Source organism: Massilia niastensis DSM 21313 (genome assembly GCF_000382345.1).
Lineage (GTDB): Bacteria > Pseudomonadota > Gammaproteobacteria > Burkholderiales > Burkholderiaceae_D > Telluria > Telluria niastensis.
Genome location: NZ_KB908115.1, coordinates 31,465 through 45,290 on the forward strand (window position 1 = coordinate 31,465; position 13,826 = coordinate 45,290).

The 13,826-nt window shown below is 68.2% G+C and carries 11 protein-coding genes; all 11 read right to left on the bottom strand.

Going from position 1 to position 13,826, the window contains the following annotated elements:
* Nucleotides 1-93 precede the first annotated feature (93 nt).
* The 11 genes from H162_RS0120605 to H162_RS0120660 all read right to left on the bottom strand — a co-directional run bounded on the left by H162_RS0120605 (nt 94) and on the right by H162_RS0120660 (nt 13,823).
* A complete protein-coding gene (locus H162_RS0120605; RefSeq protein ID WP_084677076.1) occupies nt 94-1,083 on the bottom strand; it encodes a polysaccharide deacetylase family protein in 990 nt (329 codons plus the stop codon).
* Entirely contained in the window at nt 1,080-2,429 is a 1,350-nt protein-coding gene (locus H162_RS0120610) for a putative O-glycosylation ligase, exosortase A system-associated (protein ID WP_020655391.1), read from the bottom strand. The genes H162_RS0120605 and H162_RS0120610 overlap by 4 nt, the downstream gene beginning before the upstream one ends.
* Nucleotides 2,430-2,580: 151 nt before the next feature.
* Complete coding sequence (locus H162_RS0120620; RefSeq protein WP_020655393.1) at nt 2,581-3,765, bottom strand: glycosyltransferase family 4 protein; 1,185 nt, start codon at nt 3,763-3,765, stop codon at nt 2,581-2,583.
* On the bottom strand, nt 3,762-4,976 hold the full coding sequence (locus H162_RS0120625) for a TIGR04063 family PEP-CTERM/XrtA system glycosyltransferase (protein WP_020655394.1): 1,215 nt from the start codon (nt 4,974-4,976) through the stop codon (nt 3,762-3,764). Before H162_RS0120625 ends, H162_RS0120620 begins: the two co-directional genes overlap by 4 nt.
* A 25-nt stretch (nt 4,977-5,001) precedes the next feature.
* The gene (locus tag H162_RS0120630) at nt 5,002-6,906 is read right to left on the bottom strand and encodes an XrtA/PEP-CTERM system amidotransferase (protein ID WP_026354890.1); all 1,905 of its coding nucleotides are present in this window, start codon (nt 6,904-6,906) and stop codon (nt 5,002-5,004) included.
* Nucleotides 6,894-8,084 (bottom strand): TIGR03088 family PEP-CTERM/XrtA system glycosyltransferase, encoded by a 1,191-nt coding sequence (locus H162_RS0120635; RefSeq protein ID WP_020655396.1) that lies wholly within the window; start codon nt 8,082-8,084, stop codon nt 6,894-6,896. Before H162_RS0120635 ends, H162_RS0120630 begins: the two co-directional genes overlap by 13 nt.
* Before the next feature lie 2 nt (nt 8,085-8,086).
* Complete coding sequence (gene xrtA / locus H162_RS0120640) at nt 8,087-9,628, bottom strand: exosortase A (RefSeq protein WP_020655397.1); 1,542 nt, start codon at nt 9,626-9,628, stop codon at nt 8,087-8,089.
* Nucleotides 9,619-10,812 carry a TIGR03087 family PEP-CTERM/XrtA system glycosyltransferase gene (locus H162_RS0120645; RefSeq protein ID WP_020655398.1) on the bottom strand — a complete coding sequence of 398 codons (1,194 nt, stop codon included), beginning with the start codon at nt 10,810-10,812 and terminating at the stop codon, nt 9,619-9,621. Before H162_RS0120645 ends, xrtA begins: the two co-directional genes overlap by 10 nt.
* A gap of 4 nt (nt 10,813-10,816) precedes the next feature.
* A complete protein-coding gene (locus tag H162_RS0120650; protein WP_020655399.1) occupies nt 10,817-11,914 on the bottom strand; it encodes a FemAB family XrtA/PEP-CTERM system-associated protein in 1,098 nt (365 codons plus the stop codon).
* 2 nt (nt 11,915-11,916) lie between these two features.
* Entirely contained in the window at nt 11,917-12,795 is an 879-nt protein-coding gene (locus H162_RS0120655) for an XrtA system polysaccharide deacetylase (protein ID WP_020655400.1), read from the bottom strand.
* On the bottom strand, nt 12,792-13,823 hold the full coding sequence (locus H162_RS0120660) for an XrtA/PEP-CTERM system-associated ATPase (RefSeq protein WP_020655401.1): 1,032 nt from the start codon (nt 13,821-13,823) through the stop codon (nt 12,792-12,794). The genes H162_RS0120655 and H162_RS0120660 overlap by 4 nt, the downstream gene beginning before the upstream one ends.
* Between the last annotated feature and the right edge of the window lie 3 nt (nt 13,824-13,826).

Genomic DNA, 13,826 nt, shown 5'->3' on the forward strand with positions numbered 1-13,826 from the left:
AATGCTACCAGTAATGCACGTTTGTTCATTCTTTTTCAATATCCACTTGATCAGGGCGCGAGGCGCCCCGGTTTTGCAATTCACCAGCAGGTGTTACGGGTTTTTCTGTGCAAGCCAGCTCAGCAGGCGCAAACCGAACATCAGCGGGCGTTCGTCCCAGGGACGGCCGCGCGGCAGCTGGTAGCGGTCCTGCCCGGACGCCAGCGCGCCGATCGCGGTCGTGAAGGCGGCGCTGAAGCCTTCCTCGCGCACCATCGCGACGTGGCGCTCGTCGAAATCCTTGCCGACCTTGCCGTTGGGGTAGGCAAACAGCCGCACCGGCTTGCCGAGGATGGACTCCAGTTGCGCCTTGCCCTCCGCGATTTCGTGGCGCGCGCTGTCGTCGTCGAGACTGGTGAGGATGGGATGGGAGACGGTGTGGGCGCCGATCTCGATGCCCTGGCGGTCGAGGCCCAGGAGCATGTCGCGGGTCATCATCGGTTTCTGCTCCGGGTCGATGCCGGCCAGCGCCTCCAGCCGCTCGATGGCTTGCTCGCGGGCGGCCGGCGGCAGGTACTTGGAGCGTTCGACCAGCAGTTCGACCGCCTGCAGGCGGTCCTCGACGCCGCCCAGCGTATACGTGCCCAGGTCCATCCCGCTGAGATCGAGCTGTCCCGCCGGGAGGGCGCGCACCGCTTCGATGATGCGGTCGTTCCACATGCTGCCCCGGTCGATGTAGCCGCTGGCGACGAACACCGTGGCGGGCAGGCCGAATTCGCGCAGGATCGGCGCCGCCAGGTCGTGGACCGAGCGGTAGCCGTCGTCGAAGGTGATGCAGACGGCGCGGCCCGGCACCTTGCCGGCTTCGACCGCCCGCAAGGCATCGTGCAGGGGCATCACGCGAAAGCAGCGCGCCAGCAGCTCCATTTGCCAGCGGAACTTGACGATGTCGGGTTCCGACGCCAGCAGCGGTTCCGGCGTGGGCAGCACGCGGTGGTAGGTGATCACGCACACGCGGTTCTTGCCTATCGTGCGCCCGACGGCGCCGCCGAGACTGCGCAGCACTTGCCCGGTCAGGAGGGAATGTGTCGTCTTTGCTGTCATGATGTTTGAAGGCGGATCTGGTTGGAGCGCGGGACGGCCGGTGCGGAAGCCGGTGTCAGCGCCGGGAGGATGCGCTTGTCGAGCACGAGCACGACCCCGATCAGCGCGAAGATGAGGTCGAAATAAGCGAAACTGAGCGCCGCCGCGCCGAGGGCGAAGGTGAAGATGCTGAGCTGGAGCATGGTCGCCATCGAGCGCACCCAGTCCGGGGCGCCGACCCGGCGCGCGCGCCTGGCCACGCTGCCGGCCTTGAAGAATGCGCTGGACAGGATCGCCAGGTAGAGCGCGAGGCCGACGAAGCCATGCTCGCCGAGCACCTGGAAGTAGACGCTGTGCGCGGCGCGGGCGATCTCGGGATTGGGCAGCGCGTCGCCGGTGTAGAACCACGGATACGAGAAGAAGTGGTTCGACAGCGCGATCCAGTTCGGGGAATATTCGAGCGACTTGAAGCCGCCGCCCAGCAGCGGATTGTCCATCGCCAGGATGAAGCTGAGCTTCCAGGCGACCACGCGGCCCATGAACGAGGCGTCCTCGGAAGCGGTCTCGATGGTGTTGATGCGGCCGGTCCATTCATCCGACGCCAGGTGCGCGACGACGGCGATCAGCGCGATGCCGAGGATGCCCATCAGGATCTTGCGTTCGCTCTTGAGGAACAAATAGCCGGCGAGGGCCAGCAGGGCGATGAAGCCGCCGCGCGACTGGGTGCCGACGACGCCGAGCACCAGCAGCGCGATGGTGCCGAGCAGCCCGAGGCGCACCAGGGTCGAACGCTTGCCGTAGTCTCCCAGCAGGTAATAGCAGATCGGCAGGGTCATGCAGAATGCGATCGACAGCTCGTTGCGGTCGCCCAGCACGTGGCCGCTCATGCCGGCGATCTTGTGGCCGCCGCCGGAGAGGATGAACTTCGACGCCTCGAGGTTGGCGTAGAAGCCGACCGACAGCACCACGCACCACAGCAGGAAGTCGACGTGCAGCTTCTTCTCGACGATCAGGAGGACGAAGATGAATAGCAGGACGATTTTCGCGAAGCGGCTCCAGATCTCCCACATCACGTCCGGAGGGCCGATGCCCGTGACGGTGCTGGCGGTGGTCCAGAGGAAGAAGGCGACCACGAACATGCCCAGGGCGCCCGGCTGGAACTTCGGCTTGTGCTTCATGATCAGGTAGCCCAGGATCGTCACCAGGCTGAACAGCAGGTTGTAGCGCAGGCTCGATGCGGGGCCGTAGACCCAGCCGTTCGGGAAGAACAGCGCAGTCCAGACCCACATGCCGAGCGCGATGAAGGGCCGTTTGGCCATCGCATACAGCATGAGCGGCAAGAGGCCGAGCAGGATAAGGTCGCGCATCGTCTAGTCCTTGTTCTTCCTCTTGGCGTTGGTACGCTTGTTGTCGCTGTCTTCCCGCAAAGCCCAGAAGCACAGTCCGGTGACCAGGATCAGGTCGAGGGCATACAGAATCGAGTCCATCTTATCCTTACTTCCAAAAAACTTGGTCGCTTTAACACGACAATACGCGCGCCGCTTGCGCGTGGCGTTGTGCCAGCACGTCGCCGAAGATGCGCAACTGGCCGGCGGTGGTGTCGTCCCAGCTGAAGCGTTCCGCATAGCGGCGCGTGGCCGCGCGGTCCGGATAGGCGGCGCGCAGGGCGTTCACGGCGTCGGCCACGCCCTGCGGGCTGCGCTCGGCCATCAATACGCCCGCTTCCGGCGCCGCCACCACTTCCGGCGTGCCGTACACGCGGCTGGCCACCACCGGGGTGCCGCAGGCCATGGCTTCAAGCAATACGTTGGCCCAGCCTTCGCGGCTGGAGGCCAGCACCAGGGCGTCGGCGCGGCCGTAGTGCTCGCGCAGCTGCGCCTGGGGCACGGCGCCGAGGAAGGTGACGCGCTGCGCCACCTGCAGGTCGCGCGCCAGGTTTTCCAGCATCGCGCGGTTGGGGCCGTCGCCGGCCAGCACCAGGCGCACGCCCGGCAGCAGCGGCAGCGCGCCGATGATCAGCTCCTGGGCCTTGACCGCCACCAGGTGGCCGACGCTCAGCAGGGTGAATTCCGGGTTCGGCTGGCGCTCGACCGGCTGGAACAGCTTGAGGTCGACGCCGTTGCGCAGCGAAGTCACGCGCTGCGCGTCCACGCCCAGCGCCACCACTTCGTCGCGCAGCGCATTGCAGACCGTGATCACGGCGTCGGCGCGGCGCGCCGCCCACTGGATCATGCGGCGCGGCAGCGGGTACTGCGGCAGCAGGGTGATGTCCGAGCCGCGCGCGGTGATCACCAGCGGCTTGTTGAAGCGGCGCGCCAGCATGGCGGCGGCCACGCCGTCGGGGTAGAAATAATGCGCGTCGATCAGGTCGAAGTCGTAACCCTCGTCGATGATGCGCGCGATCGCCGGCTTGACCGCCTGGGCCAGCAGCAGCGGGGCCAGGTTCATGCCGACCTTGGGCAGCACCGGGTAGCGCGGATGCGCCACCTGCAGGCCGTGGCGCACTTCATGGCGCGGCACCCTGGCCATCTTCGCGTAGTCGCCGAAACGCGGGTTCGACGACGGAAACCAGGGCACCGGCGCGACCACGCGCGCCTCGACCTGCCCGCCGGCGGCCAGGTGGCGCAGGCGGGTCTCGACGAAGATCCCGTGGCCCGGCTTTTCCAGGTTCGGGAACAGGGTGCTGAAGGTCAGGATCTTCATGCGGGCTGGAACCCCGTCAGGCGGCCGTAGATCTTCTTGTAGCGCGCCACCGTGCCCGGCCAGTTGCGCTCGTTCTCCACGTACCGGCGGCCGGCCGCGCGCAGCGCAGGCCACTGGCTTTGCTCCTCGAGCAGGGCGCCGACCTTGTCGGCCAGCGAATCCGGATCGTCGGCCCTGAACAGCACGCCGGTCTTGCCGTCGGCGATCAGCTCCAGGTGGCCGCCGACGTCGGAGGCGGCCAGGATCCGGCCCTGGGCCATCGCCTCGAGCGGCTTGAGCGGGGTCACCAGGTCGGTCAGGCGCATCGACAGGCGCGGATACACCAGCACGTCGAGCAGGTCGTAGTATTTCTGCACCTGGTCGTGCGGCACGCGGCCGGTGAACACCACCTTGTCGGTGATGCCCAGGTCCTTCGCCAGCTGGCGCAGCTGGGCGTCCTGCGGGCCGCCGCCGACCAGCAGCACGCGCAGGTCGGGCAGGCGCGCCACCAGCTTCGGCACCGCGCGCAGCAGGATGTCCAGGCCCTCGTAGGCGTAGAACGAGCCGATGAAGCCGATCAGGCGCGAGCCCTGCAGGCCCAGCTTGCCCTTCAGCTCCTGGTCGGCGCTGCCGCCGACCGCGAACTTGTCGAGGTCGACCGAGTTCGGGATCACCGTGACCTTGTCCTCCGGGATGCCGCGCGCGACGATGTCCTTGCGCAGGCCTTCGCAGATGGTGGTGACGGCGTCGGCGCGGCGCAGCGCATAGGTCTCGAGCGCGCGCGTGGCGCGGTAGCGCAGGCCGTTCTCGGTGCTGGTCCCGTGGTCGACGGCGGCGTCCTCCCAGAACGCGCGCACCTCATACACCACGGGGATGCCGAACTTTTTTCCGGCACGCAGCGCCGCGATCGCGTTCAGGCTGGGGGAGTGGGCGTGCAGCACGTCCGGCTTGATCTGCGGGATGATCTCGTCCAGCCGGCGGCCGAGGCCATCGATGACCTCCTTGTGGTTCAGCAGGGGCAGCTTCGCCAGCGCGCTGTTCGACAGCGGCGTGCGGTAGAAGTGCAGGCCGTCGACGGTTTCGTCGCGCTGGTCGCCGGAATTCTGCTTGGAGCTGGTGATGTGGAAGGTTTCCCAGCCGAGCGCGCGCTGTTCGCGCAGGATCGAGCGGGTGCGGAAGGTGTAGCCGCTGTGCAGCGGGATCGAATGATCGAGGACGTGAAGGACTCGCATGGCGTTGTATAACTCCTATACTCCATTAGGCGGCGGCGGCCGCGCCGTTCTTGCGCAGGAAAGCGTCGAACATCAGGACCGACCACAGCGCCGTGCTGTGATCCTTGGTACGGGCCTGGTGTTCGTCGACCATCTGTTTCAGGTAGCCGGCGTTGAAGATGCCGGTGTCGAGCAGGGCCGGATTCAGCACGGCGCGCCGCATCGATTCGAGCAGCGGTCCGCGCAGCCAGGCGGCCAGCGGGATCGAGAAGCCCTGCTTCTTGCGGTACAGGATGTCGTCCGACAGGTAGGGCTGCAGGGCCTTCTTGAAAATGTGCTTGCCTTCGCCGTTGCGCAGCTTCGAGGTCGATGGCAGGCCCGACACCCATTCCACGAACTGGTGGTCGAGCAGCGGCACCCGCACTTCGAGCGCGTGCGCCATGCTGGCGCGGTCGACCTTGGTCAGGATGTCGCCCGGCAGGTAGGTCTTCATGTCGAGGTACTGGATCAGGGACAGCGGATCGTCGGTCGGGGACTGGGCGGCGTAGCCGCGCATCACCTCGACCGCGCGGTAGCCCTGCAGGCGCTGGCGGAAGCTCTCCGAGAACAGCTGGCTGCGCACCCGGTCGTTGTTGATCGACACGCCGTGGAAGTAGCCCTCGGTCAGGTCGCGCGCCAGCGCCTCGAAGGTGGTCTTGGCGCGGAACACGCGCGGCGCCCAGTCGGCCTTCGGGTAGGCCTTGCCCAGCAGGCCGAACACGGGCTTGCGCACCGCCAGCGGCAGCATCGAGCGCACCCTTTCCTCGCCCATCGCCATGCGGTGGCGGCGATAGCCGGCGAAGTTCTCGTCGCCGCCGTCGCCCGACAGGGCCACCGTGACGCGCTTCCTGGCCAGCTGGCAGACGCGGTAGGTCGGGATCGCCGAGCTGTCGGCATAGGGCTCGTCGTACAGCGCGGCCAGGGTGTCGAGCAGGCCGTAGTCGTCCTTGTCGACGGTCTCGCACTGGTGATTCGTCCGGTAGCGCTCGGCCACCTGGCGCGCGTAGTCGGATTCGTCGAAGGCCGGGTCGTTGAAGGCGATCGAGCAGGTGTTGACCGGCTCGCTGCCGATCCCGGCCATCATCGCCACGATCGCGCTCGAGTCGACGCCGCCCGACAGGAAGGCGCCCAGCGGCACGTCGGCGATCAGGTGGCTCTCGACCGCCTCGCGCAGGCGCACGACCAGTTCGCCCTCGATGTCGCGGTCGGTCATGCCCAGGTGCGGCTTGAACGGCACGTCCCAGAACTGCTTCGACTTCGGCAGCGGCTGGCCGACGCGCAGGGTCAGGGTGTGGCCGGGCAGCAGCTTGTGGGCGCTGGTGAAGATGGTGCGCGGCTCCGGCACGTAGCCGTAGGCGAAATACTCCTCGACCGCCAGCGGGTCGATCTCGCGCTTCAGGTTCGGCAGCGACAGCAGCGACTTGAGCTCGGAGCCGAAGGCGAACATCCCGTCCGGCAGCACGGCGTAATGCATCGGCTTGATGCCGATGCGGTCGCGCGCCAGGAACAGCGTCCGGCGCGGGCGGTCCCAGATCGCGAACGCGAACATGCCGCGCAGGTGGGTGACGCAGTCCTCGCCCCATTGCTCCCAGGCGTGGACGATGGTCTCGCTGTCGGACGGGGTGCGGAATGTGTGTCCCAGCCCCTGCAGCTCGGTGCGCAGCTCGCGGAAGTTGTAGATCTCGCCGTTGAACACCAGGGCGATGCTGTCGTCCTCGTTGAACAGCGGCTGCAGGCCCGCTTCCAGGGCGATGATCGACAGGCGGCGGTGGCCGAAGGCCAGTCCCGGCTCCAGGTGCAGGTCGCCTTCGACCGGCCCGCGGTGGAACTGGCTTTCGTTCATCCGGTGCAGCAGGTCGCGGTCGATCGTGCGACCGCCCTGCATGTCAAAAATTCCAACTATTCCGCACATGGTGTGATCGCCTTTTTTGTCTTGGTCTTGGTTTGGCACAGCCCGTCGTACAAGGCGACGTAGGCCGCCAGCATGGCCTGCATGCTGTACTGCTGTTCGATGCGCGCGCGTCCGGCCGCGCCGTGGAGGCGCGCGCGCTTGCGGTCCCGCACATAGCCGGCCAGCGCCGCCGCCAGCCGCTCCGGATCGCCCGCCGGCACCAGGGCGCCGGTGGCGCCGTCGGCCACCAGGTCGGGGATGCCGCCGACCGCGGTCGCGACCACCGGCAGGCCGCTTGCCATCGCTTCCAGCAGGGTCACCGGCGTGCCCTCGGCGATCGAGGACAGGGCGAACAGCGAAAAGCTGCGCATGGCCGGAGCGACGTCGCTGCGCGGCCCGGCCAGCCACACGCTGTCCTGCAGGCCGAGCTGCGCCACCTGGGCGCCGAGGCGCTCGCGCAGCGGGCCGTCGCCGACCAGCACCAGGCGCAGCTTCTGGCCCGGCAGCAGGGCGCGCAGGCGGGCGAAGGCGGCGACCAGGGTGGCCTGGTCCTTCACGTCCTGCAGGCGGCCGACGGTGCCGATCACGAAGGCCTGCGGATCGTCCTGCCAGGGCTCTTGGGCCGGCGCGCCGGGCGTTGCTGGACGGAAGCGCCCGGTGTCGACCCCGTTGTCGATCAGCAGCAGCTTGTCCTGCGGGATCCCGACCACGTCGCGCAGCCAGGTGCGCAGGTCGCGCGACACCGGGACGATGCGGTCGATCAGGGGCGCGACGGCGCGGCGCAGCAGGTTGTGCTTGCGGTTCAGTCCCTGCGGATCGCGCGCATCGCGTCCATGCTCGGCGTGCACCCGCACCGGCACGCCGGCGACGAAGGCGGTCGCCGCGTATTCGATCGTGCCCAGGTTGTAGGTGTGCAGGATCGCCGGGCGCAGGCGGCGCAGCAGCCGGTACAGGTCGGCGTGGGTGCCGAGGCCCGCTCCCGGCGGCTTGTGCAGCGCGAACAGCTCGACGCCGGGACGGACGATGCGCTGGGCGAAGTCGGTGTAGTCGGTCAGGCAGACCACCGCGTGCCGGTAATGGTGGGCCGGCATGCGGTTGATGGTGTCGACCAGCAGCGTCTCCAGCCCGCCGATGTCGAGGCGGTAGATCAGGTGCACGATCAGCGGCGGCTGGGGCGTGGAAACGGTGACGGCAGCCATGTTCAGCGTCCCCGGGTTGCCGCCAGCGCCGTGTCGAGCGCTCCGAAGTTGTCGGCCACGAAGGCGCGCAGCGCGGCGCGCGCCTGGTCCTTGCTGTCGCTGAACGGCGCGGCCAGCGCGATCATGGCGCCGTCGTCGCCGCGCAAGCGCAGCCGGGCGCCGGCCTGGCGCAGCTTGCCGTCCACGTTGCTGGCGGTGTACTGGCCGTCGATCCACATCACCTGCCAGACCAGGATGTTCCCGTCCGGTCCCTGCAGCACGGTTTCGCGCAGCGGCAGGACGCGGTCCCCCGCCTGTTCGCTTACCACGCGGCTCGACAGCGGGTGGAAGGCGTCGCGTTCGGCGGTCAGGCGGTTTACCGAGCTGATCAGGCCTTTCTCCTTGGTCTGGTTGCGGTAGTACAGCAGCTGCAGGCGCACCTTGCGATCGAGGCCGGCGCGCTCGTAGGTGCGCGCCAGCTGCGCATCCGGCTCCATGTAGCGCACTTCCCAGTCCGGGAAGCCGGCCGCCACCTGCCAGGACAGGGCCGGCTCGGCCAGCCGGACCTGCGCCGGATTGTGGTTGGCGCGGTCGCTGAAGGCGGCGAAGGCCGGCCACAGCGCGGCCAGGGCGACCACCGCCGCCGCCATCGGCGCCAAGCGGCCGGGCGCATCCGGGAACGAACCGGCGGCCACGGCGCGTTCGGCGGCCGGCTGTTCGTCCTGGCGCCAGTAGCTGCCGATCCAGAACATGAGGAACATGATCAGGCCGAAGAACAGCCAGCCGTAGATGATGTGGTCGACGCCGGTGGCCAGTTCCATGCCGCTGCTGTGGCCGATCATCACGATCATGTAGGCGCGCAGGCCGTTGGCGACGATCGGCACCACCACCGACAGGGCGATGAACACGGTGCGGCGCAGGTTCGAGCGGTAGGTCAGGTAGGCGTACAGGGAGCCCAGCGTGATCGACGAGATCAGGTAGCGGATGCCGCTGCAGGCCTCGACCACCGACCAGCTGCCGGTCGGCAGTTCGAAGCGGGTGCCGTTGCGCAGCACCGGGATGCCGGTCGCCTGCACCGCCCAGATGGTGAAGTCGGCGGTGAAGTGGATCAGCGGTTCGACGAAGATCTCGCCGAACGGCACCGCGAACAGCAGGAACAGCAGCGGGAAGGCGAGCGAACCGGCCAGGCGCGGGCCGAACAGGGCCAGCGCCGCGGCCGGGAGCATGGCCACGAAGGCGTACTGCATCACCACCTGCACGTCGCCCATGCGCCCCGCCATCCAGGCGGCGCCGGCAAGCAGCAGCAGCAGCAGCGCCGGCGCATACGGACGCGCCGGGATCAGGCTGAAGTTCTCGCGGCGGCGCCAGATCAGCCACAGGCTGATCGGCAGGATCACGTAGCCGTGGGCGAAGGTCTCGGAACTGTTCCAGATCGAGACCATCGAGCCGGCGGTCTGGAAGTACAGCACGAACGGGGCCAGCATGGCCAGCGCCAGCAGCGCGATGCCGGTGCGCGACAGGGGGGCGGGGGCATGCACCACGCCCGGCGGCGGTTTCAGATACATTCGAGACGCTCCCCAATGCAGGCCAGGTTGCTGGACCAGCTATACTTGCATTCGACCCGGGCGCGCGCGGCCAGGCCGATCTCGTTGTCCTGGCGTTCCAGCAGGGCGGCGACGGCGTCGGCGAAGCCGGCGCCGTCTTCGGCCAGCACCAGTTCGCGGCCCGGCTCGGCGTCGATGCCTTCCAGCGCCTGCGGCGACACCACCACCGGAGTGGCCATCGCCATCGCCTCGAGCACCTTGTTCTGGATGCCGCGCGCGATGCGCAGCGGCGCCACCGCCGCCCTGGCGTGGGCGATGTAGGGGCGCACGTCCGGCACCGTGCCGGTCACCTTGACGCCGGGCAGGCGCGCCAGTTCCTGCACCGCCGCCGTGGGACGGGCGCCGACGATGTAGAACCGCAGGTCGGGATGGCGCGCGCGCAGGATCGGCATGGCTTCGGCCGCGAACCACTGCACCGCGTCCACGTTCGGCCAGTAGTCCATCGCGCCGGTGAACACGACGGCGCACTCGCCCGGCGCAAACGGGCTGGCGTAGCTGCCGGCGGGCGTGAAGTAGTCGGTGTCGACGCCGTTGGTGAAGAAGCCGATCTTGGCGTCGCTTTCCGGGGCCAGCTTGCGGAACAGGTCGGCCTCGGGGCCCGACACGAACAGCGAGGCGTCGTACTCGCGCGCCACCTGGCGCTCGTAGTGGAGCAGCTGGCGCGCCTCGTGGCGGTACAGCCAGCTCATCGGCCAGGATTTCTTGTCGGCGTACTGGCGCCACTTGTCGGAATCGACATCGCAGAAGTCGACCACGCGGCGCGCGCCGGGGAAGCGGTCGGCGTACTGCGCCATCGCCGACGAGAACACCAGCACCCGCTCGATCTTGTGGGCGGCCACGGTCTGGTCGACCCAGCGCTGCATTTCGCCGTCGCGGTAGTAGTCCAGCGAGAGCGAGCGTCCCTTGACCAGCGCGCCCAGGCTGCGCACCCGCGCAAGAAGCGGATTCAGGGTCGCGAAATGGCTGCTCGCGCACAAGGCTTCCACCTTCGGCACGTGCTGCCAGTCGTCGGCGTCGTCGACAAAAGTAGCCAGGTGCACCTTGTAGTCGCGCGCCAGGTGCTTCAGCAGGTGGTAGGACCGGATCTTGTCACCCTTGTTCGGCGGGTAGGGGATCCGGTGTATCAGCAGCAGCAGGTCTTCCACGGCATTACCCCAGGTTGCGGACGATGTACGGGCCGAGGAAGTTCGCCACCGGCAGCGGCAGCTTCTTCCACATCTTGATGAACAGCTGGTATTTCGGATTCAGCGGATTGTTGTCCGGCAGCTGGTTCGCGGCATACAGCTTGTATTCGTAGGGCAGCGGCGTGGCGGTGAAGCCCCAGTTCTTCTTGAAGTCGTAGGCGCCGGTGCCGATCTTGCTGCGTCCGTAGTCGAAGACGCGGCAGCCGCGGGCGGCGGCCGCCTGCATCAGGTTCCAGTACAGGAAGTCGTTGCCGGCCGTGTGGCGCGCCAGCTCGGTGCCGCCGCCGTAGTACGGAACCACCTCGTCGCGCCAGTAGAACGACAGCACCGAGCCCACCAGCTGGCCGTCGGCGGTGGTGACGGTGCGCACCTCGCATTCGTCGCCGAACACGTCCAGCAGCATGGCGAAGTACTTCTTCGGGAACACCGGGGTGCCCAGGCGCAGCACGCTGTGGGCATAGGCGTCGAACATGCGGTCGACGTTGTCGTCGATCTCGCCGATGAGGCCATGCTTGATCCCCTTGCGCACCATCGCGCGCTGCTTGCGCGGGATGGCGGTCATGTTGGTCTCGTCGTCGCCGGTGATCTCCTTGCGGAAGGTGACGTACAGCTCCCTGGTGTGCCAGCTCGGGTCGTCCGGATGGGCGCGCTGCATGCCGCGGTATTCCAGGTGGCCGACGCCCAGCCTGAGCGCCAGTTCGTGCGCGGCCAGGTCGAGCAGGGGACGCGCGGCGTCGTCGATCGCGGCCACGCCGCCGTACACGCAGAACGGCATCGCGCCCAGCGAATGGCCGAACAGGCGGCTCTTGATCTCGGCCAGCGGCAGCACGCCCTGGATCTGGCCGTCCTGCTCGACGTAGTAGAACCAGGTGCGGATGCCGAACGACTGTTCCAGCACTTTCTGCCAGCCGGACAGGTGGAAGAAGGTCGCTTCCGGGCAGGCGCGCACGAAGGCGTCCCAGCGGGCGCGATCGCGCGGTTGCATCAGGTGCAGGGTGCGCGGGCCGGTCGCGGTGACCGGGGCCGCGCGCTTGGCTTGTGCGGCTTCAGTAATCAGGTTCATGCTCAGCTCAGGAAGATGCGGTCCATGCGGTCCCACGCGAAGTCGCGGGCGAGAAGCTCGAGGCGTTTCTCCATGCGCTCGATGTTGACGTAGTGGCGGAAGCGCGCCTTGGCGCCCAGGCCTTGCGGGCGTGGCTGTCCGGGATCGATCTCCCATGGGTGAAAGTAGAACAGGGCGGGTTCGCGGTCGTCGCGGTTGACCTTCTCCATCATCCAGCGCGACAGCAGGTAGGGCAGCAGGCGGAAGTAGCCGCCGCCGCCGGCCGGCAGGTTGCGGCCCGCCAGCTTGACCGTCGTGATCGGCACTTCGAGCAGGCCGTCCGGTCCGTTCGGGTAGAACGCGAAGCGCGGCGCGTCCGGCATGCCGTAGTGGTCGTGCGCGATCGGGTAGATGCTGGAGCTGTAGCGGTAGCCCGCCTCGACCAGGGCGTCGAGCGCCCACAGGTTGCCGTGGCCGATCGAGAAGCTGGGCGCGCGGTAGCCGAGCACCGCCTGGCCGCCGATGTCTTCCAGCAGCGCCTTGCTGGAACGGATGTCGTTGTCGAACTCGGCGCGGCTCTGGTCCGAGGCGCGCAGGTGGCCATAGCCGTGGCTGGCCAGTTCGTGGCCGCCGGCGACGATGCGCCGCACCATGGCCGGATAGCGCTCGGCGATCCAGCCGAGGGTGAAGAAGGTGGCGCGCACCCCGTGGCGCTCGAACAGCGCCAGGATGCGCTCGACGTTGGCTTCGACCCGGCATTCGCGCGCCGGCCAGCTGTCGCGCGGGATGTACGGTGCAAAGGCGGAGACCTGGAAGTAATCCTCGACGTCGCAGGTCATGGCGTTGCGCAGGCGCTGGCCGGGACCGGGCGCCGGCCGGGCTGCGGGGGCTTGCATCTTCATTCCTGGTTATCCATCTGCTGGGCCGCCGCGCCCTGCGGCGTGGCGACGATTTTCTTCAGGATCGACAGTACCGAGACGATCGATTTCTCGAGGCGCATCATGCGTTCGTCGAGCAGCTCGACGCTGGCGCCGGTGCGCGGCGGCTCTTCCGCGAGGGCGGTGGCGGCGTTCGCCGCCGGCAGGCCGGCGCCCGGCAGCTCGCCTTCGTCCGGCAGCTGGAATTCCTGGTCGATGTCGCGCACCACCTCGCCGATGTCGGCCTCGGTGAAGGCGTGCATCTCTTCCAGGTAGCCCATCAGGAGCACGCGGTCCATCAGGGTGTTGGTCTTGCGCGGGATGCCGCCGCTGTAGGCGTACACCGCCGCGTGCGCGCCTTCGTCCAGGCTGGGGTCGCCATTCCAGCCGACGGTGGCCATGCGGTGCTCGACGTAGGCGCGGGTTTCCTGCGCATCCATCGGGCCCAGGTGGTAGCTGGCGATCACGCGCTGGCGCAGCTGCTGCATGGTGGGGCTGTGCAGGGTGGCGCGGAACTCCGGCTGGCCGAGCAGGAAGGTCTGCAGCAGCGAGCGGTCGTCGGTCTGGAAGTTCGACAGCATGCGCAGTTCCTCGACCGTGCGCGCGTTCAGGTTCTGGGCTTCGTCGATCACCAGCAGGGCGCGCTGGCCCTGGCGGTCGACGGTGCGCAGGAACAGTTCGAGGCGGTTGAGCAGCTCGGCCTTGCTGGCGCCCTCGTAGGGCAGGCCGAAGGCCGACACCACCATGCGCAGCGTATCCTCGGGATCGAGGCTGGTGTTGACGATGTGGGCCGCGACGATCTGGTCGGACGGCAGCCGGTTGAACAGGTTGCGCACCAGGGTGGTCTTGCCGGCGCCGACTTCGCCGGTGATGACGATGAAGCCCTCGCCCTGGGACAGGCCGTACTCGAGGTAGGCCATGGCGCGCTTGTGGCCCTTGGATCCGAAGAAGAAGTGGGGGTCCGGCCGGAGCTGGAACGGCTTGGCGGACAATCCGTAGTAGGTTTCGTACATCGC